This is a genomic window from Streptomyces hygroscopicus subsp. hygroscopicus (genome assembly GCF_001553455.1).
Lineage (GTDB): Bacteria > Actinomycetota > Actinomycetes > Streptomycetales > Streptomycetaceae > Streptomyces > Streptomyces hygroscopicus.
In genome coordinates this window covers 1-26,343 of the sequence record NZ_BBOX01000013.1, presented here as the reverse complement: position 1 = coordinate 26,343, position 26,343 = coordinate 1, and the positions used below count along the sequence as shown (strand labels likewise).

Genomic DNA, 26,343 nt, shown 5'->3' with positions numbered 1-26,343 from the left:
GCCGTGCAGGCCGTGAAGGACCGGGGTGAGGCAGGGCCGTGGGATCGGCCCGGATCGACGGTGGATGAGGTCCGTCGATGCCGACAGTGTTGGTCCGGCTCCGTGGGGTGTCAACAGTTTCCGCAAGCATTACGGAAGTACTGTTGTGGCTGCTGTTCTCTCGATGAGGAATAAGACCTGCTCAAAGGGAAAGCGATGGCAACTGATCCGGGATTGATCGCTGAAACGGCGGTCCAGGGGATCAATATCCGGGCGGGTGTGGCGATAATTTTCGGATCCCTTCCGGATCATTCTGGGCGCGGGCGGCGGGTGTGGGCGGGCGTGGGCGGCGCGGGCGCGGGCGTGGTGCGGGTGCGCGCGACGGCAGATGCCGGTGGCGGCCCTCTGGCAGGGCCGCCACCGGCATCGGGAACACGTCTCGGCGTGCGGTCGGCGGGCGGTCGTCAGCGGGTGTCCACGATCCCGCCCGTAACGGCGATCACCTCGCCCACCGTGTAGCTGCAGTCCGCGTCCGAGGCCAGGTACACATACGTCGGCGCGATCTCTTCCGGCTGGGACGGGCGGTGCAGAGGCGCGTCGCTGCCGAGTTGGGCGAGAGCGTCGGTGGTCACAGGCAGTCCCGGGGCAGCGTTTCGTTCCAGCTGCGGGAGAACACCCGCCGGTCGCCCTCGTAGCCGTCCAGCGTGGCGTCGACCGTGAACTCGGTTTCGCCGCACCGCAGCACCGTGCTCGTCACCACGCGCGTCTCCCAGCCGTCGCGGTGGAAGCGCATGGTCCAGGTGGACTCGCCGCCGACCGAGGTGAAGTCGTCCGCCACGGCGGTGTAGCGCTCGTACGCCCGGCGGCCGACGTCCAGGCCGATGTCGTCGAAGCGCTGGGTGCCCGCGTCCTTGACGATCTCCAGCTCGGACCGGTAGCCGACCAGGTCGCGCTTGACGTCCCAGCGCTGTTCGGGGGGTGTGAGCCGGGTGGTGGCGATGGGAGGTGTGCCCTCGGGTTCGCCGAACGGACGCTGTGGCTCGTCCTCGCTGCTCCGGTCCCGGTCCCGGTCCCGGCGCACCGGCAGCGTGAGGGTGCTGGCGCCCTCGTACACGCTCAGCAGGACCGGCTTGGGCGGTGGCCAGGCGAGCGGCCAGTACGATGTGGACAGCGACAGCCGGATGCGGTGGCCGGGCGGGAACGCCTGGGCCACGCCGTTGAGTTGCACCCGGGCGCGGTAGCGCCGGCCGGGCTCCAGCGGTTCGGGGGTGCCGATCGCGTCGCGGTGGGTGAGGTTGAGCAGACCGTAGGTGACGCGGGTGGCGCGGCCGTCCGGCGCCACGTCGGACAGCCGGGCGGCGACCATGGCGACCGGTTCGCTGACCGACAGCTCCAGCTCGACGGAGGGGGAGCCGAGGATCTCCACCCGCTCGGTGAGCGCCTCGGTGTCGAACACCAGCGAGCCGCCGTCCTCCTCCCGCTGGTCGTACGGCAGGTCCGGCGGCGCGTTGTAGGAGGCCCACTTGCCCGCGAACTGGCCCACGGAAAGCGGCGACTGCACGGTCAGCGCGGCGCCGTGCGGCTCCTGGCCGGGAGGCGTGTCACCGGGGTCCCCGATGCGGTGGCGGGTGAGCGGGTGCGCGACCGGCTCGACGTTCGGGGAGGGCCACTGGGGTTCGCTCACCCAGCGGCCGGGCCGTTCCTCGTAGGAGGTGGAGGGCGGCACGCTGTCCTGCATCCAGGTGCGCAGCATGGGCCCGTCCATGACGCCGTTGTCCACGCCCTTCAGCCAGTGGTCCCACCAGCGCACCACCTCCTGGAGGTAGCCGATGGCGGGGCCGGGCTCGCCCAGGTGCGGGTACTTGTGCGACCAGGGTCCGATCAGGCCCTTGCGCGGTACGTCCAGATGGCCGAGCAGCCGGGTCACCGCGTTGGAGTAGCCGTCCGCCCAGCCGCTGGAGGCCAGCACCGGGCATCGCACGGCCCGGTAGTCCTCGCATACCGAGGCGTGCCGCCAGTAGTCGTCGCGGCGCTGGTGGCGCAGCCACTCCAGTACCCAGGGGCGGGCGTTCTCCAGCCGCTCGTGCCACATGTCGCGCCAGCGCTCGCCGACCACCGCCGGGTCCGGCGGACAGGTGGCGTACGCGAACATCGTGCCCGCCTCGGCGAGGTTGTCCGACAGCAGGGCGCCGCCCATGTAGTGCATGTCATCGGCGTACCGGTCGTCGGTGAAGGAGGCGATCACGATGGCGCGCAGGCTCGGTGGCCGCCGGGCCGCGACCTGGAGGGCGGCGAAGGCGCCCCAGGAGATGCCCATCATGCCGGTGGTGCCGTCGCACCAGGGCTGCTCGGCGAGCCAGGCCAGGACCTCCTCGGCGTCGCTCTGTTCCCCCTCCAGGTATTCGTCCGTCAGCACGCCCTCCGACTCACCGGTGCCGCGCAGATCGACGCGGACGCAGGCGTAGCCGTGACCGGCGATGTAGGGGTGGTGGATGGAGTCGCGCACGGCGGTCAGATCGCGTTTGCGGTACGGGATGTACTCCAGCACCGCCGGCACCGGCTCCTCGTCCGAGGACGTGGGACGCCAGATGCGCGCTGACAGGCGAACGCCGTCGGACATGGCGATCGTGACGTGGTCCTCTTCCTTGGTCGCGCACGGCAGATTGCTCACGAGGCGCATCGGGCCGACCTGCTCCTTCCCTGGCGGCTTCGGTGGCGGCACGGGGTCACGGGTGCCCCTGGACGCGACTGGCACACCGGGCGCGTCAGGGGCGGGACGGACATCGAGGCTCAACCGCCCTGCGTCTCCATCTCCGTCACCGCGTCCGTTGCCGTCTCCGTCTCTGTCTCCGTCTCCTCCTGACCATCGGGGGCGGTGGCGTCGTCGGGGGCGGTGGCGTCGAAGATGAGGCTCAGGGCGGCGACGCAGCGGTCGTACTTCGCGCGCAGGTCCTGCTCGCTGTCGCCCCCGGTGAAGACGTGGGCCAATTCGAAGCTGTAGCTGTCCTGCTGCGCCATCTGCGACAGCCGCTGCCCCTTCTCGGGCACCACCTCGATCCGTACGCCCGGGATCTCCCGCTCGATGCGCTCGATCTCCTCCTCGACGGGGGTGTCGTGGACCACACCGTCGGCGAACCACCGGTAGTACCACTTGGCGGCCATCGTGTACGGGCCGGAGCGGTACGGCAGGGCCGGGTCCTCACCGAGCGCGAGGCTGAGCATGCAGTGGTGGTTGGACACCCCGTCCACGTAGGCGAAGAGTTCGGCGTGCGACTGGGAGTGCCGGGGGTTGATCTCCAGCAGATTGATCTCGTCCGTCGCCGGGTCGTAGAAGTACTCGATGCTGAACGTCGCCCCGTCCATGCCGATCTGCCGCATCACCCGCCGGGAGATGTCATGCAGCCGCCGGATCACCGGCTCCGGCAGCGTGGAGGGGTACTGGTGGCGCAGGAAACACGGGCTGTCGGGGTAGTCGATGGAGTCCAGCACGCCGTAGACGGTGACCTCGCCGTGGTGGACGTATCCCTCGACGGCGACCTGCACCCCGCTCAGCGCTTCCTCCGCGAGGCACACCTGGCCGCCCACACCCTCCATCTCCGGCGGGAGGTCGAGCCGTTCGAGGATGGCCTCGAAGGGCTTGCCCACGCGGCCGATGCCCTCCCGGATCTCGGCGACCGCCGCCCGGAACTCCGCCTCGTCCTTGACGGAGAAGGCCAGCTCGGAGGAGTAGGCGAGGGCCGGCTTGAGCCACATCGGATAGCGGACACCCTCCGGCGGCCGTGGGTCACGCGCCTCCAGATCGACCCGCCCGAACCGGGGATGCTCGTCGATCACCTTCTGCTGCTCCAGTCGGCTCCAGTACTTGTGCTCGCACTTGACCACCGACTCCAGGCTCGTGCTGCGGGTCCCGTAGCGCTCGCTCAGGATCGGCACGAGCGTGCTCACCGGGAAGTCCCAGTAGCCGACAATCGCGTCGACGCTGCCCTCGAAGGCGTCCAGAACACCCTCCGCCTTGGCGATGAGATCCGCCACGGAGACCTCGCCGCCCTGCAGATCCTCGATCGTGAGCAGCCGATGGAACCGGTACCGGTGGGCACCGGGGCCACTTTCCAGAATGGGCACATTGGCCTCGTCCAGGCCGATCACAAAGATGTTCTTCTCGTCCACTGGGGTCCTTTCCCGCGCTGACGCTTACCGGCGTCCTGGGTACCCCTCAACGGATCTCCCATCCCGATCGGGCGCTGGTTGCGACTGGTTGGCGGCTGGTTGGCGGCTGGTCGCGACCGGTGGCGGCTGGTGGGGCCGGTGGTCGGTGGGGCGTCGGAGGGGGCGGTAGGGCGTCGGTGGGGCGGTCCGGCGGGGGCTCGGGCGCGGGTTCCGACAGCCTTGTTCCGGTGGCCTGTTTAGCCCTGAGATCTCGGGTACCCGCAGCCCCAGACCGATCGAATCTCCACGAATGAGGAGGAATCAGTCATGGCTGGCAACCCCGGCAACTTCGCCAACGATCCTCAGCGCGCCTCGGAGGCCGGTCAGAAGGGCGGTCATGAGAGCGGGGGCAACTTCGCCAACGATCCGCAGCGGGCCTCGGAGGCTGGCCAGAAGGGTGGTCACGAGAGCGGGGGCAACTTCGCCAACGATCCCCAGCGCGCCTCGGAGGCCGGTCAGAAGGGCGGCCGCGAGAGCGGAGGCGGCCAGGCGCGGTAGCTGAACACCCGCTGAAACACCCGCTGTGCGGCATGGGCAGGAGCCATAACCCTGTCCGCCGCTCTGGAGGACCGGTGGGCCGGACGTCGCGGCGGACGGGCCCACCGGTCCTCCTTTCGCTCTCTCGCGGCGGTCCTGCTTGCTGTCGCCGTTCGTCCTCCCGGGGCGCGGGCTCGCTCTCCCGGGGCGCGGGACTCGCTGTTTCGCGGGAATCGATGTCGCTCGGGGGGATTGCCGGACCAGGCCGTGACCAGGAGGGCTTGCTGTCGCCCGCGGGCGGCTTGATGTCGTCCGGGGCGCGGGACTTGCCGCCACTGAGGGGTGTGCTGTCGCCTACCACCCCCGGTCGGGCCGGTGACGGCGGAACGCGGCCGCCATGGCCTTCTCCACCTCCGGCGGCAGGCGGCGGCCCTCGGTCGTGGCCACGAGACGGGACGCGATGTCGCGCAGCTTGGTGTTGGTGTGCTGCGAAGTCTCCACCAGCACTTCCCATGCCGCCTCGGCCGGACACGGCACCATGGCCATCACCATGCCCCGCGCCTGGTCGATCACCGGGCGGCTCGCCATGGCCTCCCTGAGCTGAGCGAGTTCCTCGGCCGGTGACGCGGTCTCGGCCGCCAGCCGCGCCCCACGCTCCGACGCGCCCGGTTCCCTCCGTCTCTTCCCCCTGCACACAGCGGACGAGCCGACCGCACCGGCGGCACGGACGTATCCAGGAACGGTGCTCATCAGCGGCACTCCTCCCTGTGACGACCTCTTACAGAGTTGCTTCGCGGCTTCCTTCGCCCGTTGCTTCGCGACTTCCTTCAGGGTTTCCTCGGGAACTGCCTTCAAGGCTTCCCCAGGGCTTCCTCCAAGGCTTCTTTTCGGCTTCGCGCAGGGCGCCACACCTCATGCCGCCCCCATGCCACCCTCGAGACTGACCCCATCCCCCTGGCCTGGCAACCCAGTACATATGGCGCATAAGCCCGCAAGGCGGCACCGGCGGCTGTTTCGCCAACCTGCCGGTGCCTACGCGAGTGGCGTCACATACGCGCGCCGGGCACGTTGCCGCTGACCCCATCACTCAAATCGAGTCAGGCCGCCCGTCATTCGCCGTGCTGTCCGCGTCAGCCCGTTGGGGAGAACGGCGCTGACCGGGGTCGGCCCCCGAGGCCGCGTGGCAACTGGCGATCGTGCATGGCCAGGACGGGCCGGGCTGATCGTGGCGTGGATGGCCCGAGCACCACCGCACGCTCTCACATCTGATAACGTTCTCGTAGTTGATAGCAATGCGGAACGGGGAGGCGGAGCTGTGTCCGACGCCGACACGAGGGTCACCGGAAGCGGCTCGACGGCAGCGGTCATCCGCAGCCTCTTCCCCACGCACGATGTGCCCCCGACGGACCGAGCGGGCCTGACGAGCCCAGGGGTCCAACGAACTCAACGAGTTCAACGAGCCCACGACGGGCTCAACGGGTTCAACAGGAACGTCCCGCCACCCAGCTGCTGCCCCGCACAGCCCGGAGGACGTCCACCCCAGGGCCTGACTGGCCTGCCGTAGGACCTGACGGACGGCCGTAGGACCTGACGGATCGCCCCCGAGCCCGACCGGACTGCCGCAGGGCCTGACGGACGCTGCCCCCGAGCCCGACCGGACTGCCGCAAGGCCCCGGATCCGCATCCGCGCAGAGACGCCCACCAGATGGGCCAGCCCCACCGAACCGGCGGCGCTTCTCACCCACCTAGTGAGCACAGCAAGCACACCACCAGTACTCATCACCGCCAGTACTCATCCGCAAGGAGCGTCCCACCGATGACATCGACTCAGCGTCCGTCGCCCGCCAAGACCCGGATCGCCTCCCGCATCGTGGCGACGGCGCTGGTGACCGGGCTGGCGGGGTTGGCCGGACTGACCGGGCTGGCCGGTCAGAGCGTCGCGGCGCCCACGGCCTCCGCCGCCTCCCCCACCTCCGCCGCCTCCCCCACCCCGGCGACCGCATCGGCCAAGGAAGCGCCCCGGACCGCACTGCGGAACGACGTGGACGCGATCACTCGAACAGGATCGGTCGGCGTGATCGCCCAGTCGAGTGGCCCCCGCGGTCACTATTCCGCCGCCGCGGGGGTGGCCGACACCACCACACGGGAGCGCGCACGGGTCGGCGACCGGTTCCGGATCGGCAGCGCGACCAAGACGTTCGTCTCGACGGTGATGCTCCAACTCGTCGGTGAGGGCCGCGTCTCGCTCGACGACACCGTGGACCACTGGCTGCCGGGAGTGGTGTCCGGCAACGGCAACGACGGCCGCCACATCACCGTGCGGCAGCTCCTGCAACACACCAGCGGCCTGTACGACTACACCGCTGACTTCCCGGAAATGACCACCGCGAACGGCTTCCAGGCCGACCGGTACACCACCTGGACCCCCGAGCAGCTCGTGGCGATCGCCACGCGGCACAAGCCGAACTTCGCGCCCGGCACCAACTGGGCGTACGCCAACACCAATTACGTCCTGGCAGGGTTGATCATCGAGAAGGCGACCGGCCACAGCTGGCAGCAGGAGGTGACCCGGCGGATCATCCACCCGCTGGGCCTGCGGAACACGCTCGCCCCCACCACCCAGTCGCGGATCCCCGGCCCGCACCTCCGTGGCTACTCCAACTTCTACGGCACCGGCGAGAGGATGGACGTCACCGACCTCAACCCCTCGGCGGCCGGCGCGGCCGGGGCCATGGTCAGCACGCCCGGTGACCTGTCCCGCTTCTACTCGGCACTTCTGGGCGGCAGGCTGCTGCGCCCGGCTCAGCTGTCCGAGATGAAGACCACCGTACGGGCCGAGGGACTGGACGCGGTGTGGCCCGGTGCGCGCTACGGCCTCGGTCTGCAGGAGGTCCCGCTGTCCTGCGGCGGGTCGTACTACACCCACGGCGGGGACATCCCGGGCTTCTCCACCCGGTCCGGCGCCAGTGCCGACGGCCGCCGGGTCGTCGTGGTGGCGACGACGGGCGACACGGCGCCCGACCAGTCCACCGAAAAGGCCAAGAACGCCCTGGTCGACCGGGCACTCTGCGCCTCCGGCGGCAAGTAACCCCCAACCAGGCCAGCGGAGCCGCGCCCACCGCCGTCCGGCGGCCGGCGCGGCCGGTAGTGCCCGGCCTGTGACTCGTCTTGCGCGCGTCGTACGCCGACTCCGACAGCCCCAGCATCCGGCAGGCGAACCCGACCCCGAGACCCTTGTCCTTGAGGTGCTCGATCACCTGGTCGGCCTCGTCCGGGGACGGTCGAGTCCGGCCGCAAAAGCGCGCTCGCGGCTTTGAGGATTTCATTCGCCCGCCTCAACTCCACGCCCTCTTAGCGGAGTTGCTTCAGTTCCTCGTGCTCGGCGGTGGTCAGCCGGTCGTCGCGTTCGCCGGCGTCCGCCTCGGCCTGGCGAACTCAGCCACGCAGGGCTTCCTTGTGGATGCCCAGGTCTTTGGCGACATGCGCGATCGGCCGGCCCGTGGCGCGGACCTCGCGGACGGCCCGCTCGCGGAGCTCGTCCGGGTATTTACGTGGTGCTGGCACTGCTCGTAGTTCTCCTTCGGGCCAGGACCATAAGCCTGGCTTCAGGGACTCCACGAATCCGGGGTCAGCTCATACCGCTGACCAACGTAAACGAGTGCTGTCGGCGGGTTGGGCTCCCTGCCGCCACACCCGTCATTGACCGCTGTTTACCGCCGTATCTGGTGCGCATCCGGTGCGTCGTCCACCGCGCATCTGTCTGTCGTCAGAGCTCCGCACCTCATAGGCCGATCAGTCGCACGCGGTCATTGCAGAGCTTGGCCATGTCGTCGGTGTCGGAGGTGAGTACGGCGACTGGGGCCGGCTGGCGTAGTGCTGCCTCAGCGACGGTGGCGTCGAGCGCGTATTTGTGCCCGTGCAGTCCTGCCGACTTGAGCAGCTCGGCGGCAGCCTTGGCCGCCTGCTCGGTGATGGGCTCGACCTTGACCCGTGAGAGGGTCCAGTTCAGGCGTGGGAGGTTCACTCGCGAATGGCTGACTTCGACGATGGTGTTGGCACTGACGACGAGATCAGCTCCCATTTCGTGGAACACCTGGAACATCGCGAGAACTTTCCGGTCCTGGGCAACCCATGCGGACAACCCTTGGGAGTCCAGGACGACGGTCTCAAGGCGTGTGCTCACGCGGCGTCCGTATGACCGGCACCGTCGACGGTGCCGAAGATCCTGGCGCGAGCTTCGGCCAGCTCTTCGTCCGAGAAGGCGCCTTGCTCCTCCTGGTGGCGCCGCAGATCGTCGCCGAGGAGTTGGTGCCGGATCTGGCGGGCGACCGCTTCAGCTACATACCCGGACACGTTGTCCGTGAGCTTCCTCAGCTCGGTGACCTGCTCGGTGGGCAGGGTGACGGTGATGCGTGTTGTGCCGGACATGAGTCGAGCATACTCCAGTATGTTCGCCCTAGGGTCGACTGCGAACGGCAGCCCCGTGAAAACGAAACCAGGCCCAGGTCACTGACCTGGGCTTTCGGCATGGAGCGGGTAACGGGAAGGGAACCCGCGCTCTGAACTCGGGAATCACGGTGAAGGGCTGAGGCGGTTGCTGACCAGCGTAAACGAGAGCTGGCTGCAAGTCGCCGACCTTTCCGCGGTTGTCGCCACTGACCGCATCGGGGCGTGTCCCAGGCATCGCTCACGCGGAGATCTCGCGCTGTGCCGAGTCCGTGATCTGTCGCATCTCGGCGAGAGCGGAGCGCACGGCCTCACGGTCGGTGGCCTGTTCCGCTTCGGCTTCCAGTTCGCGCAGGCGCGCGGCGCGGGCCGGGTAGCGCTGGATGGCGACGAACTCTCCCCACCACTGCAAGAAGGTACGCAGCGGAGCGATGGTGCTCTGGGCGGCGGCTTGTTCGACCGCGCGGTCGAGGCGCTCGACGAAAGACGGAAGCTGGGCGGGGGCGATCTGGGCGACCGCTGCGCGGAGCGCTGCCGGAGTGAGCGCCGGCATGGGGATCAGAGGCCCGTCGGGGGCAGAGGGCTGCTCGGTCATCGGAACGTCTCCTGGGCGGCGGTCTACGCGATCACCACGAGCATGGCCGTTGTTGCGGACGCTGGGCTGAGCCTACGCCCGCGCCTCGTCCCCCACACCACACCCGACCCGTCTCGCTCGCTTTGGCCCAAGTGTGATCGCGTTGAATCGGATCTCGGCGCGTCGTCGCGAGTTCCCGGAGACGCCAGCGGTCCCGAGCAACAAAGAAGCCCCGGGCCGCTGGCCTGGGGCTTTGTGGTGGAGCGGGTGACGGGAATCGAACCCGCGCTCTGAGCTTGGGAATCACGGGGTGGCTGACACGGATTACGCGGCTGACCAGCGGAAACGAGCACTGGCGGCAAGTTGCCGGGTCTGCCGCAGCACCCGTCGTTGACCGTTGTTTACCGCACTATCTGGTGCGCATCTGGTGCGGGCTGCGCATAGTCCGGGATACAGGCGGCACAGTTGGTGAGGTCTCCTCGCCTGGTCGGCTGACTGACTGGAGGGGCTGGCACTCAGCACTGGCCGAGCTGGTTGCCCTGCTCCGCTGTTGTACGGCAACCGATTCGGTCGGCAGTAGGCGCGGTTGACACGAGCCGATTTTGGTGGTCTGGACCCGCACAGATGCAGGCATCTTCAAGCAACTTTGATAACACAAGACACATCAGTCATATCAAAGCTCATCAGTGCCAACACGGCATTGCGGCCCCAAGGCTGCAAACTCTACCCTCACTGCGCATCGCACCCGTATGGGTGTCCAGTGTGTAAGGGGGGCCATGACACACGGAGCCAGCGACTCAGGGGACCTGGGTAATGTGACGGGGCAAGCAGCCCCGAGCTCCATCGGTTTGACTGAAGAGCAAGAGAGAAGGCTGCAGGAGCAATATCGGCAGCGCGTTAGGTTATTTGACGAGATCGAAGATGATCTTAGGGCGTCAAAGACTTTCCAGAGGATATTCTTACTCTGCCTGGTCGGCGCTATTGTTCTCGCCTTTCTCTTGGGTTATACGGTTATAGTCGGGTTATGGGAATCTAAACCCGAATTTACCAGATGGGCCAGTCTCGTCATCGTTCTTGGCCTATGGATATCCCTGGCTTGGGGAATATGGAAAAATCGTAAGAGGATTGTGGCGCAGGCCGGTAACCTACGTAACGCACTGCAGGACCGCCAAACGGCCGCCGCGCGCCTACCGCTAGACTCACCTTCCGGGCTGCGTATTTACCGTGAAGCGTCCCTCGATTTGATCGCGCAGTATCGCAAAAGTGCGGGCAGAAATAGGCGCATCCATAACCTTTTTCAACTGGCCATCATCAGTGGATCCATTGTCACCTCAACGCTGACTGCGATGAACCAGGGAAGTAATAAAGCTCTCGGGATAGGCACTTCAGCCCTTAGTGCTTTAGTCGGAATTTCTGCAGGTGTGACCGGCTACTTCAAATTCCGCGAACGTGGGTACAACCTTCAATCCAGCGCCGATGAAATTGAGAAGCACTACAATGCCTCTCAATTCATGCTCGATGAGTATGCTGCACAAAACGGCAGGCACCTTCCGGAGGCCGACCGGCTACGCCTCTTCGCCAGACATGTGGAAAGACTCAAGGAAGAGCAGCGAAAACGGGAGTTGCAGCTTGAGCAGTCCAGCTCGAATCGTGAAGACCGAGCTGGCTGATGGACGCTCGCGCCTTGCGATGGATGCTGTCTCCGATGCGTCAGTGGCGTACGTATCGCCTGATTGCTGCGCACGGTCCGTCTCTCGACTACCGGACAGCATGGTGTCTCGTGAGTCTCGCTTACGATCCAGCGGAGCTTCCGTTCGTGCGCAGCTTATCGGCACGGTCTCGTATTAGGTCGGCTCGGACCGATCCGGTCGGAGTCGTCGTTGACGTGTGGGCTCAGGTAAGTCCAGCCGAACAAGCAAGGCGTCTGAAGTGGCTTCGCCGGCATGCCGCAACCCCCCTGTATCGGCTAGGTATGACGGAAGAGCTTATAGAACTGGCTGGACTGTATGTCATCGAATGGGCTCTACCTCCCACCAGCGCGGCAAGTTCCATAGTTGTCCAGCAACGAGGCCACCGTGGAGGCAAGGGGAATGTGAGCTGATCCCTTCAAAAGTTGTGAGGCGCAGTGGTGACTGCGTACTTCACATCTCATGCGGACGGTTCACCGTTCTTGGGGCCGAGTAGATCGACTGTACTTTCTAAGTAGTCCAACCCGTTGAGAATCGGCGGGAAGTGGATGCGTTTGCTGCTGGCGGTCATTGCTGCTCCTCGTCGTGCAGATTGTCGGGATTAATTGGCGATGCCGGACCGTGTTAGTGCTTTGGAAGCGGAGACGCGGCGTCGGCAGTCCACAACAATTGCCTTGATTTCTGGGCAGCTTGGGTCAAAATGCTCTTCTGAGTCTCTTTTTAGGATCGCAGCAACCTCCTCAGGATCTTTTCTGTGGCACATCACGATGTAGTATCCCTGGGTGGCTTGCGCTGATTTCAAATACATGGGGAGCTGCGTTAATATGCCGTGACGTATTTCTTGAATTTTGTCATCCTTCTTAAATTCGATAATCGCCATTGCGTCATTGAGTCTGGCTGTGAAGTCTGTGTGACCGCTTCCGTGATCGGGGTTTGCGTCCAGGTGAATCCTCAAGGCGCCGAAGGTTAGGCGCGAGAAGATTTGGAACATTCCTTGGTGTTGGCGCTCGTGTAGTACTTTGCCGTTGTCGTCGTAAAGGAGCTTCCATCCCCCCTGATGCTCGATTGTTGTTTGGAAGCGAGAGATGGTGTCCATTATGGCCAGGTGAAGTAGGTCCTGATCTGTGGCTCCGAAGATGTCAACTTCTGGCAGCATGTTGACCCAATGATTTCCTGTTGCGAGCGCCGCCAGGTCTGTCAAGCTGGACCGGTTCCGTGGAGTCTTTGCTTGGTGAATCCTGGCTATGTTAGGTGACGGTTCGCGATACCCGGCCACTACAAGGTCAAATTTGGAATGTGAGATCAACCGTCCGATCACGAAGGAAACATCATCGTGGCCGGTCATGTTGGCATAAGCGCTGGCTGTAATGTTGCACTCGTCTCGCACAGTACTTGCGATTGTGCGAGCAGGCAGAGGTATTGAAGCTTCCTTGGTTCCGGATTCAAGTGGGCGATAGATTGTGGTTCCAGAATGAACGAACCACTCTCCAATTTCGGGTTCGTGTTCCGTGATCTCGCGAAGGGCGAGTGCGTGGATTATTTCGCATGCGATCACGCTGACCAGCGCGCTCTGCTTGAATTCGGACGATGCCATCCCGTCGCGGGCGGGTGCAGTTGCAATTGCGTCAAAGATCATCTTCCCTGTCGGCTCTAGAAGCGGATAGAGGATGTTTGTGCGGGCGTAGTACGGCTGGAACATCAGGTTAGGGTCGTCTTTAGCAGGTATCTCATTCCAGGCCACGAATTACACCTTCCGGTTCACATGTCGAGTGACGCTAACCTACCCTCTCGGTCGTCCCATGCCATGTCCTCTTCCGGCACGGATGCGAGGTCGGCGGAGCGGGTTTGGGCGGTGGCCTGCCCGGTCTGGGGTCGGGCATGGTCAGGGGGCCGTACGCTGGTTGGCAACTCGGGCAGGCTTTGGACCTGCCCGCAATTAGCACGAGTGGCCCCCTGGCCTTGCCCGACGCGGGACCCGGACCGGGGAGGTGCCTAAAGCCGTGGAGCCGACCCCCAGCCACGACGGTGCTCTTCTCCTCAGCCAAGGTGCCTGCTGTTGGCGCGCGGCTTGGCGGTCGGGGCGGAGCGGGGCGGAGACAGGAGCGGCGGCCCGCGCCGCCGGGCCGCGCGCGCCGCGCTTGCGCGGCGCCTTGAACCCGTAGAGAAGGTTGTAACTCAGCGGCTGTTGGGCTGGTGTCGGGCGATCTTGTGTGTGGTGGGGCATGTGAACTGTTCGGCGCATGCCGGAAGACGTCGAGACTCGCGGTGGGCGAGCGGTAGGAAGATGACCGGCCGGAGGATCCATTCGATATGGGTGTCTTGCTGGGTGAGGGCGAACGTGGCTGCTTCGCCGTTGGTGAGGGCGTTTTCGGCTTCCTTGTGGCCGTAGGTGACCCAGTCCCATGCCTTGTGGGCTGTTTCGCGGTCGAGTGCTGAGGCGATGGTGCGCACGGTGACGCGGATCCATCGGGTGGCTTCGCTCGGGCTGTTGGTTTTGATGGAGGCGAGTAGGACTGAGCGGGGTCCTGTGGCTGGTGAGCGCGTCCAGCATTCGCACCAGTAGCCGGGGCGTAGCAGGGGGCTCAGCATGTGGTGGCTCCTGTCTGCTCGGTTGCTACGAGCTGGGCGGTGACGGTGCGGCCGTGCTGGCCGCCGGTGATGTCCAGGCGGCGGGCGAGTGCCATGACGATGGTTAATCCGCGGCCGTGGGTGTCGTCTGCGTCGGCCTCCGTAGGGCTGACTTCTTCGGGGTGGCCTCCCTCGTCGGTGACGGAGATCGCGACAGTGCGCGGGGAGAGCGACAGCGTGAGCTGAAACGTGCCGTAGGCGGTGCCGCTTGCGGTGTGGGTGAGGGCGTTGCTTCCGAGTTCGCTCACGATCAATTCGGCGTCGTCCGCGCAGGGGTGGTTGCTGAGGATGTCGCGGGTCCAGCGGCGGGCGCGGGTGACCTCTTCCCGGAAACCTGGGCACATCAGGCCCCAAACTCGCGGAGCACTCATATACTCGTCCATACAAGTTCCTTCGTGCTGGTAGGAGCTATGGGTCGTCGGTGCGTGCTAGATGAGTCGTACGCCGTCGTGGGCGCGGACGGCCGGCGGGCTGATGTTGTCGAGCGCGTCCAGGACGCGGATCGCGTATGCCTCGTCGGCCAGCTCGGTAACCTCCTCGCGGGTGGCCCAGCGCAGGGCGCGGGTTTCCGCTCCGGTGGTCGGGGTGCCGTCGAGCGCTTCGCAGCGGAAGACCATGGAGACGATCAGGCCGGTCATGTTCTTGTAGACGCCGGTGAGGGTCGCGGGAAGCGCGATCTTGATTCCGGTCTCTTCGAGGACTTCGCGCTGCAGGGCCTCGGGGATGGTTTCCTCGCGTTCGAGCACACCGCCGGGCGGTTCCCACTTACCGTTGTCGCGTCGCTTGATCAGCAGCGCACGGCCCGCGTCGTCGACGATGACTCCGGCGACGCTCACGGAGTGCGGGCGCTCATAGCTCACGTTCCTCGGCCCTCCCGACTGGCTAGGCTCTCCACCGTAGCAATCCCGGTCAGCCGCTCGTCTAGATACCTAAAGGAGTACGTGTACATGCCTTCCCTGACTTCCGTCCTGGGTGTATTGGACCCGACGAGCGACCGGGCGGTGTTCCGGCAGATCGCCGACGCGCTGCGGGAAGCGATCGACAAGGGGCGCTTCCGGGAGGGCGACAAGCTGCCCTCCGAGACGGAGCTGGTCGACCACTTCGGTGTCTCGCGGATGACCGTCCGCAACGCTTTGTCGCTGCTCCAGCAAGAGGGCCTGGCCGTGTCCGAGCATGGTAAGGGGGTCTTCGTGCGGCCCCGGCCGCCTGTGCGGCGGCTGGCCTCGGACCGGTTCGCGCGGCGGCATCGGGATCAGGGGAAGGCTGCCTTCACGGTGGAGGCGGAAGCGGCGGGCAGCCGTCCGGAGGTGGACAGTCTGGAGGTGAAGGAGGAGCGGCCGTCGCAGGACATCTCGGCCCGGCTGGGCTCGCCTCGTAAGGTGCTGGCCCGGCGGCGGCGGTATCTGCTGGACGGGCGGCCGGTGGAGTTCGCCACCTCGTATCTGCCGCTCGACCTGGCGCGGAACACTCCGATCGCGCAGCCCAACCCCGGCCCCGGTGGCATCTACGCCCGGCTGGAGGAGATGGGGCACCGCTTGGACCACTTCGATGAGGAGATCCGCGCCCGGATGCCCTCCCCGGCTGAGGTGCGTACGCTCCAGCTCGCCTCCGGGGTGCCGGTGATCCACCTGGTACGTACTGCTTTCGACGCTGAGGGGCGGGCGGTGGAGGTGTGCGACACCGTGATGGCCGCCGACGCGTACGTCCTCGCCTACCAGCTTCCTGCCAACTGACGCATGACCGGGGCGTGGTGGCCCCGGGCTGCTTCTTCTGACTCGTACACACGAAGATGCATACTCGTATAGACGAGTGGGCAAGCTGTGTGGCATGGTGGTCCCCGTTCCCGCCCGTTCGGGTTCGAAGACCGCAACTCATCTACACAACTAGGTGCGTTGTCTGTGAGAGAAGGAGAAGTAGTTGCGTTCCATTCGAGTTGAGACCTCCGGTGCCACGGTTCTGCTGACTGAGGCGCCGGAGCCGAAGGTGAAGGATCGGCAGACTGGCGAGATTGCCAAGGACGCGCAGAGTGGTGAGGCGCTGATGCGGCTTGGCGTCGTCTACATCGACGGCGGGGAGTCCTCGCTGCTTCAGGTCACTGTGCCGGAGAGCGGCGTGACGGAGGGGCTGGCCCTCGGCTCGCCGGTCACGCTGATCGGTCTGGTCGCTCGGCCCTGGGAGACCGTTTTCAATGGGCAGCAGCGGCACGGCATCGCCTTCCGGGCCGAGGCCATCGCCCCGGCTGCCATATCGGTGGGTGCGGGGGCCTGAGCCTGATGGCTGACGTGATGACGTTGATGGAGGTGGGTGGTCCGGTCGTCGGAATGGTCGGCGGGGCCGCCTACCTCCGGGCCCGGCACCCGGCCGCCTACTGGTCGGCCGTTGGGATGCCCATCTCGACTGCCCGGCTGCTGGGGTCGTACGGGTCCGTGATGGACGCGTGCGGGCTGACCGTTCCGCCGTCGCGACTGCGGGCCTGGGCGGTACAAGCGTTAACGCATCGGGAGGTCCGGCCGGTGCCTCCGCGTCGGGGGCTGATCCGTCCGACGTCGACGGGGCTGCGGGTTCGGTTGCGGCTGGCGCCGGGACAGGAACCTGCGGACGTGGCGGCCTCGTGCGAGCGGCTGCGGCACGCCTGGGGCGTCCACGGCGCGTACGTAGAGGAGATCAAGCCGGGCGTGGTCGAGCTGCGGCTGATCGGCTTCGACGTGCTCCGGAAGGTCCGGATGCCGCGCAAGACCGGCGGCGGCTTCCTGAAGGTGCCGGTGGCGCTGCGGGAGGACGCGACGCCGTTCGTCCGGGATTACCGGGCCATCCCGCACCAGCTCACCTTGGGCGCCACGTTGTCGGGCAAGTCGATGTTCCTGCGGCATCTGATAGCCGGGCTCGCGCCGCAATCGGTCGCGTTGGTCGGGATCGACTGCAAGCGGGGTGTCGAGCTGGCGCCGTTCGCTCCACGGCTGTCGGCGTTGGCGACTGATCCTGTGCAAGCGGCGGAGCTGCTGCCGGTGCTGGTCGGGATGATGGAGGACCGGTACGACCTGATCAAGGCCCGGCAGGGCATCGCTCCCAGCACGCCCGATGAGGAGATCACCTCTGACATCTGGGGCCTGCCGGAGGATGAGCGGCCGGTGCCGGTTGTGCTGGTCGTGGACGAGGTGGCCGAGCTGTTCCTCGTCGCTACCCGGAAGGACGAGGAACGGCGGGACGAAATGGTCACCCAGCTCATCCGGCTCGCCCAACTCGGCCGCGCGGCAGGTATCTACCTGGAGGTCTGCGGGCAGCGCTTCGGCGCCGAGCTGGGCAAGGGCGCGACCATGCTGCGGGCTCAGCTGACCGGGCGGGTCTGCCACCGCGTGAACGATGAAGCCTCCGCCAAGATGGCGCTCGGCGACATCGCCCCCGAGGCAGTCGGTGCGGCCTGCGCCATCGCTCCCGAACGGCCCGGCCTCGCGGTCGCCGGGGATACCTCCGGCGGCTGGTCCCGCATCCGCACCCCCTATCTCTCGCTCGCCGACGCTGCGGCCGTCTGCCGCGACCATGCCCAGCTCGTTCCGGACATGCCCGCGCTGGAGCTATTCCGGCCGGACGTGCCGGCCGTACCGGTGAGCGCTCCAACCTCCCTGCTCAAGCCGCTTCCGGCCGCCGAGTAATCCACCCCGTCTGACGGCTGGCGCGACCGTACCCGCGCCGTGTCCCTACCCCCGCCATGCCCGAAACCGAAAGGGAGTCCCTGTGTCCCGTCCCACCATCTCCGAGATCTCCGCGCTCCTGGCCGACCTGGCCGACTTCCGCACACGCGGGACCGGGAGCCGCGCCGAGCTGATGAACCGCAAAGCCAACCTGCTGGAGCGCATCGCCGCCGCCCAGCCTGATGACGTCGAAGCCGCTGAGGTCGCCGCCGCTGCTCGCGCACGGGCCGACGAACTCACCGCAGACGGCTGACCGAACCGGAAGGAAATTCACCCATGCGCGCTCACCTGGCGCGGGTTGACGCGGTGCTCGTGCAAGCGGTCATCGCTGCCGCGTTGTCCTTCGCCCACCTGCATGACCTGGCCTCGGCGGCCGGACAGGACGGGTGGAAGGCGTGGGCATACCCGGTCTCCGTCGACCTGCTGCTTGTAGCGGCCTGGAAGCGGCTGCGGTCGGGGGTGTCCAAGGCGGCGGGCTGGTGCTGGTTCGTCGTCGCCCTGGCTGCCTCACTCGGGGCGAACGTAGCAACGGCCGGGCTGCTCGACTTAGCCGACGTACCGGCCTGGCTGCGCATTCTCGTCGCCGGATGGCCCGCCGTCGCCTTCCTCGGCGGAACGCTCCTCGCCCACACCACACCAACACCCGAAACCGCCTCAGCCCCGCTCCAGCCCGCTGAAGCCGTACCGGCACCGGAAACCGCGGGACCACCCGACGACGCGGAGCCTGAGCCGAAGCAACCTGCGCCGCACGTTCCGGCCGCGCTCGTCACTCACGCGCGCAAGCTCGCCGACGACCACCACGCCCGTACCGGATCGCCCATCGACCCCGAAATCCTGCGCGCCCGCCTCGGCGTCCCCGCGCCGCTGGCCGACGCCATCGCCTCCCGCCTCTGACAGGAGTCCACCATGCTCCGCCGCTTCCGCAACGTCATCCGCCTCGGCCCGGTCCGCGTCGGCACCGCTAACGATCAGCGTGGCCGGGTGAAGCACACCGCCGTGTACACCGCTCCCCGCTGCGACTTCTCCGCCGACTACGACACCCGCGCCGCCGCCGAGCTGGCGGCCCGCACCCACCGCTGCTCCGCCTACTGAGAGGAGAGATCGCCCGTGACTGTCAGCCTGCCCCTAGTCCTCGTCCTCGGCGCTATCGCCTGGATCGCGATCAAGTTCATGGGCGTCCGCCTGTGGGTCGCCGTCGTCATCGCGCTGTTCGGCTTCTGGCTCGCCCACACCGCCATCGCGCCGTCCGTGGAGTCCGGTACGCGCTCCGGCGTCGACTCCATCAACGAGCAACACGACTAGACGAGTAGCTGGGAGGAGACCGCCCGTCCCGACTGTCCAGTACAACCACGCCCCGGCCTGCTCCTGCCAGCACGCCCCCGCGCCTGCCCCAGCTCACCCGGCCGGGGCCTTGAGCGGCTTCAATGCCGGAACGGTCGGCGCCGTGGTCACCGTCGGCATCGTCCTGACCGCTCTGCTCGCCGCTGTCGCCGTGACGGCCGTCTCCGTCGCGGTGGCCGCTGTCGTCATGCGCTCGCTCCTGGCCAGCCAGCGCCGCCGCTGACCCGCACGAACACGACTGCCGGGGCGGCCTCGATACCGCCAAGCATCCGCCGCCCCGGCAGCCCAACCCCTTCCCGACCCAAGAGCCGAAAGAGGAGACCCCATCATCACCCGCACCACCCCGCCACCGCTGCCCCAACTCCGCACCCTGGCAGCACTCGGAACCATGCCCGCACTACTCCGCCAACTCTCCGGCCTCGGCGGCTGCACCAACCCCATCCGCCTCGACGGCCACCGCACCGAACACCACCTCAACCAAGACACCGGCGAGATCGGCCGCGTCCTCCACCACCTCGACTCCGCCGAGCTGCCCGCCGGGCATCTCCTGGTCCGCTGCAACAACCGCCGCACCACCCGCTGTGCGGCCTGCGCCGAGACCTACCGCCGCGACACCTTCCACCTGATCACCGCCGGACTGCGCGGTGGCAAAGGCACACCGGAAGAGGTCGCCACACACCCTCGCGTCTTCGCCACCTTCACCGCACCCAGCTTCGGCCCGGTCCACAACCGGCCCACCGGTCCGGCCGGTGTTCGCCGTCCGTGCCGGTGCGGCGTCCGCCACGACCAGGACGACGACGCGCTTGGTACTCCGCTCGACCCGGACAGGTACGACTACGAATCCGCGGTTCTCTGGAACGCTCACGCGGGCCTGCTGTGGCGGCGGTTCTCGATCTACCTGCGGCGGGAGGTCGCCAAGCGGGCCGGGCTCACACAACGGGCCTTCCGCGAGCACGCCCGGCTGTCCTTCGCCAAGGTCGCCGAGTACCAGAAGCGCGGCGCCGTCCACTTCCATGCCGTAACCCGCATCGACGGCCCCGGCGGCGGAGACACCCCGCCCCCGGCCTGGGCCACGGTCGAGCTGCTGACCGACGCCATCCGGGCCGCTGCCTCCAAGGCACAGGTCCCCGGACCGGTCATCGACGGCCGGGCTCACACCTTCGCCTTCGGCGGGCAGCTCGACGTACGGCCCATCCGAGGCGCTGACTTCAACGGTGGCAAGGAGCTGACCGATCGGGCAGTTGCCGCGTACATCGCCAAGTACGCGACCAAGGGTGCCGAGACAGCGACCGGGGCTCTGGATCGGCCGATACGGCTCATCGCCGAAGTCGCCCAGCTCGACATCAGCGAGCACGCCCGTCGCCTCATCCGCACCGCTTGGGCGCTCGGCGCCCGCAGCGACCTCGAACACCTCCGGCTCCGCGCCTGGGCCCACATGCTCGGCTTCCGGGGCCACTTCTCCACCAAGTCGCGTCGCTACTCCACCACCCTCGGCGCACTCCGCGACGCCCGCGCCGCCTGGCGACGTGCCCAAGCTGCCGACACCGGCCCGGATGAGACCACGTTGGTCCTCGCCCATTGGGTCTACGCCGGGACCGGCCTCACCCCCGCCGAGGAATGGCTTGCCGCCACCATCACCCCCGCCCCTGGAACGAAAGGAGAACCCACCCATGCGTGACCGGTACCTCAGCGTCAGAGAGGTCGCCGAGCTGCTGGGCACCAGCGATCGTTTCCCTCGGCGCCTGATCGCCGAGCGACGCATCGCGTACGTCAAGGTCGGTCGCCACGTCCGTATCCCGGCGAGCGTCATCCAGGAGTACATCGACGCCAACACCGTGCGGCCGGTACAGCCTCGGCGGCGTCGCCTTGGGAGGGCTGCCTGATGGCCAACAAGAAGGGCACCCGGCGCCGCTTCGGCTCGGTCCGTCAGTACCGGTCGGGGCGTTGGACCGCGAGCTACCTGGCGCCGGACGGGCAGGAGCGGCGTTCGCCCGGAACGTTCGACACCAAGAAGGACGCTGAGGTGTGGCTGTCTCAGGTTGAAGCGGACCTGACGCGCGGGGACTGGCAGGACCCCAACGCGGGCGCCGTCAACTTCGAGGAGTACGCCTTGCGGTGGGTGAAGGAGCGCGGGCTTTCACCCACCACCGAAGAGCTGTACCGGCGCCTCCTGCGGCTGTACATCTTTCCCACCTTCCGGGCCTGGGACCTGGACGAGATCACGCCTCCGCGCGTCCGCACCTGGCGCGCTGAGCGGCTGGGGACGGTCGGGGCGACGACCGTGGCGAAGTCGTACCGCCTGCTGAAGGCCATCCTGGAGACGGCCGTTGAGGACGAGCTGATCCGTCGCAATCCGTGCCGGATACGCGGTGCGGGCAAGGAGTCCGCCCGTGAGCGGCCCATAGCCACTGTTGAGCAGGTGGACGCCTTGGCGGACGCGATTGGGCCCCGGTGGCGGCTCATGGTCTACATCGCCGCGTACGGCCCTGCCCGCCCCGAGGAGCAAGCCGAGCTGCGGCGGCCGGACGTGGACCTCGATGCGGTCGGCGTGTGGGTCCGCCGGGCCGCGCCCGAGCTGACGACTGGGCGGCGCGTCGTCGGCGAGACCAAATCGGAAGCGGGGAAGCGGTTCATCGTGCTTCCTGCCTTCATGCGGAAGGACCTGGAGCGGCATCTGAAGTGGTTCGCCGAGAAGGAGCCGAACGGGCTGCTGTTCGTCGGCGAGAAGGGTGCCCCGTTCCGACGGTCGTCGTTCGGGCGGAAATGGCGACGTGCGCGGGCGAAAGTCGGACTTCCCGATGACTTCCGTTTCTACGATCTTCGTCACACCGGGCACACCCTCTCGACCCAGTCCGGCGCGACACTCAAGGACACCATGGTCCGTGCCGGCCAGTCCTCCGAGCGGGCCGCGCTGATCTACCAGCACTCGACCATCGAGCGACAGAAGGAGGTCGCCGCCGGGATCGATGCCCGGGTGCGCGCCGACAGGCAGAAGGCCGCCGAGGCGGCATCTGGTGCGGATCTGGTGCGCGACGCTTAGAAAGCGCTGAATAGGTCTAGACAACAAACAAGGCCCAGGTCGCTGACCTGGGCCTTCGCTGTGGAGCGGGTGACGGGAATCGAACCCGCGCTCTGAGCTTGGGAAGCTCATGTTCTACCATTAAACTACACCCGCGAGAGGCGCCCGATCGCTGGCGCCGCATCGTCGGACACTTTACCCCATGGCTGACCCCCGGCGCATTCGTCGTGGGGTCTTTGTGTTGTCCGGGGTGGAATGGGGGCGGAATTCGGGGGTGTTTCCGGGTGGTTTGGGGGCGGTTGTCCGTGGTGTGGGAGGGGCGGAAGCGGCTGTTGGGGTGCGGGAGTTGGGCGTACGGTGGGGGTGCGGTGAGGGTGCGGAGTGCCGCGTGGAGTGGCTGGTGGTTGATCCCCTAATGTGGCTTTTGTCGTCCACGCCGTCCACGTTCTTGGGGAAGGGACTCAATGGAGCGCACCGTCGTCCGTTGTGCTGAAGGGCACGTGTTCAGCACCGCCTCGTTCCCGATGCAGCACCTCACCGTCGACCGCATCGGCCCCGGCCGGCTGCTGCGGTGTCCGCGTTGCGCCCGGCTCCGGCACGCGGTGCCGGTGGCCGCCGGGAAGCGGTAAGCGGCAGCCGATGAAGTCGCAGGGTGCGGGCCCGGTCCGGTGGGACCGGGCCTGTGCCGTGGGGGCCGGTCCGGTGTGCGTATCCTCTTTGGGTGCTTCTCTCAGACAAGGACATCCGGGCCGAGATCGACGCAGGACGGGTGCGGATTGATCCGTACGATCCGGCGATGGTGCAGCCGTCGAGTATTGATGTGCGGCTGGACCGGTTTTTCCGGGTGTTCGAGAACCACCGCTACCCGCATATCGACCCGGCGGTGGAGCAGCCCGATCTGACGCGGCTGGTGGAGCCCGAGGGCGAGGACGCGTTCATCCTGCACCCCGGGGAGTTCGTGCTCGCCTCGACGTACGAGGTCGTGTCGCTGCCGGACGACATCGCCTCGCGGCTCGAGGGGAAGTCGAGTCTGGGACGGCTGGGGCTGCTGACGCACTCCACGGCGGGATTCATCGACCCGGGGTTCTCCGGGCACGTCACGCTTGAGCTGTCGAATGTCGCGACACTGCCGATCAAGCTGTGGCCGGGGATGAAGATCGGACAGCTGTGCATGTTCCGGCTGACCTCGCCCGCCGAGCATCCTTACGGCTCCGCCCGTTACGGTTCCCGCTACCAGGGACAGCGCGGGCCGACGCCCTCGCGGTCGTTCCAGAACTTCCACCGGACGAAGGTGTGAGCGCCGTGAGTGAGCAGCGGGAGAACCTTACGTACGAGCGGTTCGGGGTCGCGGTCCGCGAGCTGGCGCTGAAGATCGCCGACGACGGGTACGAGCCCGACATCGTGCTCTCCATAGCCCGTGGCGGGGTCTTCGTCGCAGGCGGGCTGGCCTACGCGCTGGACTGCAAGAACATCCACCTGGTGAACGTCGAGTTCTACACGGGCGTGGGGACCACTCTCGACATGCCCGTCATGCTCGCACCCGTCCCCAACGCGATCGACTTCTCCGACAAGAAGGTGCTGATCGCCGATGACGTGGCGGACACCGGCAAGACGCTGAAGCTCGTCCGCGACTTCTGTATCGGCACGGTCGCCGAGGTGCGCAGCGCGGTGATCTACGAGAAGCCGCAGTCCCTGGTGAAGTGCGAGTACGTCTGGCAGCGCACCGATCAGTGGATCAACTTTCCGTGGAGCGTCGAACCGCCCGTCGTGCGGCGGGACGGGCAAGTGCGGGACGCGTGAGACACGGTCCGGGGTAGGGCCGGGGCGCCAGGGTCCGTAGGGCCCGGGGTGCCGGGGTGCCAGGGGGTCGGCCCGGGGTGCCAGGTATACAGCCGCAGGGACGTCGGGGATACGACTATGCGATGAGGGGCCCGCCGGTGCGGGCCCCTTGTCGTGCGGCCTGTGGTGACGGCCTTGCCGCGGTCGTCTGCGGCGTTGGTCGTACCGCGGCCGACCGCGGGGTCGGCCTTACAGCGTCCCCAGCTTCAGCAGGCTCAGCAGCGCGATCAGCTGGAGCGCCGACGCGCCCAGCGCCTTCGGCCACGGCAGGTCGTGCGACTTGCTCACCATCGAGGTGAAGAGCGCGCCCGCCGCCAGCCAGGTCACCCACCCCAGCACCTTCACCAGCGAGCTGTCACCGCCCAGGAAGATCGCGAACACCAGCCGCGGCGCGTCCGAGATGGACATGATCAGCATCGACAGGCCGATGGTCGGCGCCCATGTGCCGTCGCCGCCCAGCTGGCGGGCGAGGGTGTGGGTGACGGCGCCCAGGATCAGCCCGCTGATCAGCATGGCGACGCCGGCGGTGAGGACCCACGGGATGCTGTTGGACATGGGGGCGTTGAGGACGTCCTTACGGGCGTCGTCGAAGCCGAAGACCGCCAGCAGACCGTAGATGAAGGTCACGATCAGCGCCGGGCCCCACACCGCGTAGTCCCGCATCCGCCAGAAGGTGTCCGACGGGTGCAGCACGATGCCGCTCAGTAGCTGCTTCCAGTGCAGCCGGGGGCCGACGGGCGGGGCGGTGGAGGAGCCGGTGCGGTAGGTCTGCCCGGCGTAGCCGTCGTCGTACGAGCCGGGGGCCTGGCCGTACGGGTCGTACGCGTCGGGCGCCTCGCCGACGCTGAACTGCTGCGTATGGCCCGCGTTGTTGTCGGCGTACCCGCCGCCCTGTCCGTACGGTCTCTGCCCCTGGCCATAGCCTCCGGGGCCGGGGCCCTGCCCGGGCCCGGGGCCGTAGTGCGGGTCCTGGCCGCCGAAGTACTCCGGCTCTCCCTGTGAGGCGGGCTGCTGCCACTGCGGCTGCTGCTGACCGCCGTACGGGTCGTGCTGCCCGTACGGCGGCTGCGGCGGTCGCTGCTGCTGCCCCTGTTGCGCGGAGTGGGAGTCCCGTCCGCGTCCGATCCTGAATCCAGCCACCATGTGAACGTACCCGGTCATCGCGGGCCGGGTGCGGGAGCTGTGTGACGGTCCCGGGCATTGCGGCCGAGCTGTGACATCCCCTAGGGGGTCCCTGACGGGATTTCCCGTGGTGGGTGGCTGGGGGGGTAGCTGGTGTCCTCCGGTCGTTGGCGTCATGCCGGTGTCTGGTGGTGTCTGGTGGTGCCTGGTGTCCGGTCGTCGTCGGTGTCTGGTGGTGTCTGGCGTCCGGTCGTCGTCGGTGTCTCTGGTGTCCGGCGTCGGTGCCCGGTGGTGTCTGGCGTCCGGTCGTTGGCGTCCGGCGGTCCGGTCGTAACCAGCGTTCTTGGGCGGCCTGCCTGGCTAGCCCGCGTCCGCCCCGAAGGGCTCGCTGCTGAAGGCCGTCTTGTCCCTGGTGCCGTCCGTGATCCACCACCGCTCGGGACGTTCGCCGTACCGCGAGAAGGCCAGACCGCGGCCCCACGCCAGAACGATCTCGTCCTTACCGTCGTGATCGAAGTCCGCGACGCCGTAGAGCCGGGCCGCGCGCTCGCCCTTACGGACGGTTTCGCCGTCCACGACGGCGGGTGCCGTGCGGGTCAGGAGGTGGCGTCCGGCGACGCGGGTCGTGCCGGTGCGGGTGTCCCGCCGCAGGGTGAGCAGCTCGACGCCGCCCCGGCCGAGTGAGACAGCCAGCTCGTCGGTGCCGTTCCCGTCCGTGTCGGCGGCGGCCAGCGCGCCCGACATCCCGGGGACCTTGAAGGGGCGGGGAACGGAACCCGCCGTGTCCGCCGCCCCCCTGGGGTAGACGCTCACCGTCTTGCCGATGTCCGGTCGCTCCGTCTCACCGCCGGGCTCGTCGTCGCGGGTACCGCTGTCGCCGACCGCGACGTCACGGCGGCCGTCGCCGTCGAAGTCGCCGAAGGTGATCGAGTTGCCCTCGCGCAGCTTGCGGGCCTTGTGGCCGAGGCCGTGGGGACCGGCGACGAGCAGGGCGGAGCCGGACTGCTCGTTGGCGTTGAGGGCGTGCACCACCAGATCGGTGGCGCGGTGGCCGTCGATGGTGTCGGCGATGAGATCGCCGATCTCGCCGTGGCCGTCCAGCGGGCTCGGGTACGGAACGGTCCTGGCGGCCTTGCCCGCCCGGCTGAACGGTCCGTACAGCACCAGCAGCGAACGGCGGTCCGCGCGGATCAGCGCCAGGTCGTGGTGGCCGTCGCCGTTGAAGTCGCCGACGGTCGGGCGCTGGGCGTCCACCCCGTCGTCCGGGCCGGTCAGCTCGACGCGGGCGGCGGCACGGGTCTGGCGGGGTCCGCCCGGGCCGCCCCAGGAGATGTA

Annotated in this window: 30 protein-coding genes, 1 tRNA gene and 1 pseudogene; 17 read left to right on the top strand and 15 right to left on the bottom strand. The window is 67.6% G+C overall.

The genetic code is table 11. The features are described from left to right. Window positions 1-443: 443 nt before the first annotated feature. The 3 genes from AXW62_RS45380 to AXW62_RS02530 all read right to left on the bottom strand — a co-directional run bounded on the left by AXW62_RS45380 (window position 444) and on the right by AXW62_RS02530 (window position 4,146). The gene (locus AXW62_RS45380) at window positions 444-611 is read right to left on the bottom strand and encodes an SDR family oxidoreductase (protein ID WP_244502961.1); all 168 of its coding nucleotides are present in this window, start codon (window positions 609-611) and stop codon (window positions 444-446) included. Continuing rightward, on the bottom strand, window positions 608-2,659 hold the full coding sequence (locus AXW62_RS02535; protein ID WP_060943033.1) for a CocE/NonD family hydrolase: 2,052 nt from the start codon (window positions 2,657-2,659) through the stop codon (window positions 608-610). The genes AXW62_RS45380 and AXW62_RS02535 overlap by 4 nt, the downstream gene beginning before the upstream one ends. Before the next feature lie 110 nt (window positions 2,660-2,769). Beyond that, window positions 2,770-4,146, bottom strand: coding sequence for an ATP-grasp domain-containing protein (locus AXW62_RS02530; RefSeq protein ID WP_252368478.1), 1,377 nt, complete (start codon window positions 4,144-4,146; stop codon window positions 2,770-2,772). Window positions 4,147-4,452: 306 nt separating this feature from the next. Between AXW62_RS02530 and AXW62_RS46575 the strand changes: the two genes are divergently transcribed. Continuing rightward, window positions 4,453-4,683, top strand: coding sequence for a con-10 family general stress protein (locus AXW62_RS46575; RefSeq protein WP_060943032.1), 231 nt, complete (start codon window positions 4,453-4,455; stop codon window positions 4,681-4,683). 333 nt (window positions 4,684-5,016) lie between these two features. Here AXW62_RS46575 and AXW62_RS40320 read toward each other — a convergent pair whose 3' ends face one another. Next, window positions 5,017-5,412: an ANTAR domain-containing protein gene (locus tag AXW62_RS40320; RefSeq protein ID WP_079115440.1), complete on the bottom strand. Its 396-nt coding sequence runs from the start codon at window positions 5,410-5,412 to the stop codon at window positions 5,017-5,019. 1,066 nt (window positions 5,413-6,478) lie between these two features. Here AXW62_RS40320 and AXW62_RS02515 point away from each other — a divergent pair. Beyond that, entirely contained in the window at window positions 6,479-7,750 is a 1,272-nt protein-coding gene (locus AXW62_RS02515; RefSeq protein ID WP_079115439.1) for a serine hydrolase domain-containing protein, read from the top strand. Between the two features lie 347 nt (window positions 7,751-8,097). Here AXW62_RS02515 and AXW62_RS42325 read toward each other — a convergent pair whose 3' ends face one another. The 4 genes from AXW62_RS42325 to AXW62_RS02495 all read right to left on the bottom strand — a co-directional run bounded on the left by AXW62_RS42325 (window position 8,098) and on the right by AXW62_RS02495 (window position 9,703). Next, window positions 8,098-8,226 carry a transposase gene (locus tag AXW62_RS42325; protein WP_159060793.1) on the bottom strand — a complete coding sequence of 43 codons (129 nt, stop codon included), beginning with the start codon at window positions 8,224-8,226 and terminating at the stop codon, window positions 8,098-8,100. Between the two features lie 217 nt (window positions 8,227-8,443). Then, the gene (locus AXW62_RS02505) at window positions 8,444-8,845 is read right to left on the bottom strand and encodes a PIN domain-containing protein (protein ID WP_060943030.1); all 402 of its coding nucleotides are present in this window, start codon (window positions 8,843-8,845) and stop codon (window positions 8,444-8,446) included. After that, window positions 8,842-9,090 (bottom strand): type II toxin-antitoxin system CcdA family antitoxin, encoded by a 249-nt coding sequence (locus AXW62_RS02500; protein WP_060943029.1) that lies wholly within the window; start codon window positions 9,088-9,090, stop codon window positions 8,842-8,844. Before AXW62_RS02500 ends, AXW62_RS02505 begins: the two co-directional genes overlap by 4 nt. A gap of 259 nt (window positions 9,091-9,349) precedes the next feature. Further along, window positions 9,350-9,703 carry a DUF6247 family protein gene (locus tag AXW62_RS02495; protein WP_060943028.1) on the bottom strand — a complete coding sequence of 118 codons (354 nt, stop codon included), beginning with the start codon at window positions 9,701-9,703 and terminating at the stop codon, window positions 9,350-9,352. Window positions 9,704-10,458: 755 nt separating this feature from the next. Between AXW62_RS02495 and AXW62_RS40310 the strand changes: the two genes are divergently transcribed. Continuing rightward, window positions 10,459-11,352: a DUF4231 domain-containing protein gene (locus AXW62_RS40310; RefSeq protein ID WP_107406204.1), complete on the top strand. Its 894-nt coding sequence runs from the start codon at window positions 10,459-10,461 to the stop codon at window positions 11,350-11,352. A gap of 619 nt (window positions 11,353-11,971) precedes the next feature. On the opposite strand, the gene AXW62_RS43705 is transcribed toward AXW62_RS40310, so the two are convergent. The 4 genes from AXW62_RS43705 to AXW62_RS02480 form a co-directional block, all read right to left on the bottom strand. Beyond that, a complete protein-coding gene (locus tag AXW62_RS43705) occupies window positions 11,972-13,111 on the bottom strand; it encodes a DUF8371 domain-containing protein (protein ID WP_159060792.1) in 1,140 nt (379 codons plus the stop codon). 434 nt (window positions 13,112-13,545) lie between these two features. Then, on the bottom strand, window positions 13,546-13,821 hold the full coding sequence (locus AXW62_RS02490) for a hypothetical protein (RefSeq protein WP_252368477.1): 276 nt from the start codon (window positions 13,819-13,821) through the stop codon (window positions 13,546-13,548). Between the two features lie 131 nt (window positions 13,822-13,952). Beyond that, window positions 13,953-14,381: an ATP-binding protein gene (locus tag AXW62_RS02485; RefSeq protein WP_060943026.1), complete on the bottom strand. Its 429-nt coding sequence runs from the start codon at window positions 14,379-14,381 to the stop codon at window positions 13,953-13,955. A 45-nt stretch (window positions 14,382-14,426) separates the two neighbouring features. Beyond that, complete coding sequence (locus AXW62_RS02480) at window positions 14,427-14,834, bottom strand: NUDIX hydrolase (RefSeq protein ID WP_060943057.1); 408 nt, start codon at window positions 14,832-14,834, stop codon at window positions 14,427-14,429. A gap of 111 nt (window positions 14,835-14,945) precedes the next feature. Here AXW62_RS02480 and AXW62_RS02475 point away from each other — a divergent pair, with 111 nt between their 5' ends. The 11 genes from AXW62_RS02475 (at window position 14,946) to AXW62_RS02430 (ending at window position 22,068) form a co-directional block, all read left to right on the top strand. Then, the gene (locus AXW62_RS02475; RefSeq protein WP_060943025.1) at window positions 14,946-15,731 is read left to right on the top strand and encodes a GntR family transcriptional regulator; all 786 of its coding nucleotides are present in this window, start codon (window positions 14,946-14,948) and stop codon (window positions 15,729-15,731) included. A 184-nt stretch (window positions 15,732-15,915) separates the two neighbouring features. Further along, entirely contained in the window at window positions 15,916-16,266 is a 351-nt protein-coding gene (locus AXW62_RS02470; RefSeq protein WP_060943024.1) for an SCO3933 family regulatory protein, read from the top strand. A gap of 5 nt (window positions 16,267-16,271) precedes the next feature. Next, window positions 16,272-17,648: an FtsK/SpoIIIE domain-containing protein gene (locus AXW62_RS02465; RefSeq protein WP_060943023.1), complete on the top strand. Its 1,377-nt coding sequence runs from the start codon at window positions 16,272-16,274 to the stop codon at window positions 17,646-17,648. Between the two features lie 82 nt (window positions 17,649-17,730). Further along, window positions 17,731-17,940 carry a hypothetical protein gene (locus AXW62_RS02460; protein WP_060943022.1) on the top strand — a complete coding sequence of 70 codons (210 nt, stop codon included), beginning with the start codon at window positions 17,731-17,733 and terminating at the stop codon, window positions 17,938-17,940. A 23-nt stretch (window positions 17,941-17,963) separates the two neighbouring features. Then, window positions 17,964-18,581: a DUF2637 domain-containing protein gene (locus AXW62_RS02455; RefSeq protein WP_060943021.1), complete on the top strand. Its 618-nt coding sequence runs from the start codon at window positions 17,964-17,966 to the stop codon at window positions 18,579-18,581. Window positions 18,582-18,593: 12 nt separating this feature from the next. Beyond that, window positions 18,594-18,779 (top strand): mobile element transfer protein, encoded by a 186-nt coding sequence (locus AXW62_RS02450; RefSeq protein ID WP_060943020.1) that lies wholly within the window; start codon window positions 18,594-18,596, stop codon window positions 18,777-18,779. Between the two features lie 15 nt (window positions 18,780-18,794). Beyond that, the gene (locus AXW62_RS02445; protein ID WP_060943019.1) at window positions 18,795-18,989 is read left to right on the top strand and encodes a hypothetical protein; all 195 of its coding nucleotides are present in this window, start codon (window positions 18,795-18,797) and stop codon (window positions 18,987-18,989) included. 109 nt (window positions 18,990-19,098) lie between these two features. After that, window positions 19,099-19,251: a hypothetical protein gene (locus AXW62_RS43700; protein WP_159060791.1), complete on the top strand. Its 153-nt coding sequence runs from the start codon at window positions 19,099-19,101 to the stop codon at window positions 19,249-19,251. A gap of 165 nt (window positions 19,252-19,416) precedes the next feature. Then, the gene (locus AXW62_RS02440; RefSeq protein ID WP_060943018.1) at window positions 19,417-20,706 is read left to right on the top strand and encodes a replication initiator; all 1,290 of its coding nucleotides are present in this window, start codon (window positions 19,417-19,419) and stop codon (window positions 20,704-20,706) included. Next, the gene (locus AXW62_RS02435) at window positions 20,699-20,911 is read left to right on the top strand and encodes an excisionase family DNA-binding protein (RefSeq protein WP_060943017.1); all 213 of its coding nucleotides are present in this window, start codon (window positions 20,699-20,701) and stop codon (window positions 20,909-20,911) included. Before AXW62_RS02440 ends, AXW62_RS02435 begins: the two co-directional genes overlap by 8 nt. After that, complete coding sequence (locus AXW62_RS02430) at window positions 20,911-22,068, top strand: tyrosine-type recombinase/integrase (protein WP_079115437.1); 1,158 nt, start codon at window positions 20,911-20,913, stop codon at window positions 22,066-22,068. The genes AXW62_RS02435 and AXW62_RS02430 overlap by 1 nt, the downstream gene beginning before the upstream one ends. A 61-nt stretch (window positions 22,069-22,129) precedes the next feature. Here AXW62_RS02430 and AXW62_RS02425 read toward each other — a convergent pair. After that, window positions 22,130-22,203: transfer RNA gene (locus tag AXW62_RS02425), tRNA-Gly, on the bottom strand. Window positions 22,204-22,547: 344 nt separating this feature from the next. Between AXW62_RS02425 and AXW62_RS46570 the strand changes: the two genes are divergently transcribed. From AXW62_RS46570 to AXW62_RS02415, 3 genes are all read left to right on the top strand, one after another. After that, complete coding sequence (locus AXW62_RS46570) at window positions 22,548-22,676, top strand: hypothetical protein (RefSeq protein WP_285498266.1); 129 nt, start codon at window positions 22,548-22,550, stop codon at window positions 22,674-22,676. 92 nt (window positions 22,677-22,768) lie between these two features. Next, the gene (dcd, locus tag AXW62_RS02420; protein WP_030836249.1) at window positions 22,769-23,344 is read left to right on the top strand and encodes a dCTP deaminase; all 576 of its coding nucleotides are present in this window, start codon (window positions 22,769-22,771) and stop codon (window positions 23,342-23,344) included. Window positions 23,345-23,349: 5 nt separating this feature from the next. Beyond that, window positions 23,350-23,847 (top strand): phosphoribosyltransferase, encoded by a 498-nt coding sequence (locus tag AXW62_RS02415; protein ID WP_060943016.1) that lies wholly within the window; start codon window positions 23,350-23,352, stop codon window positions 23,845-23,847. 228 nt (window positions 23,848-24,075) lie between these two features. On the opposite strand, the gene AXW62_RS02410 is transcribed toward AXW62_RS02415, so the two are convergent. Beyond that, window positions 24,076-25,029: a Yip1 family protein gene (locus tag AXW62_RS02410; protein WP_060943015.1), complete on the bottom strand. Its 954-nt coding sequence runs from the start codon at window positions 25,027-25,029 to the stop codon at window positions 24,076-24,078. A gap of 339 nt (window positions 25,030-25,368) precedes the next feature. After that, a pseudogene (locus AXW62_RS02405) lies at window positions 25,369-26,343 on the bottom strand (VCBS repeat-containing protein); the annotation flags it as partial.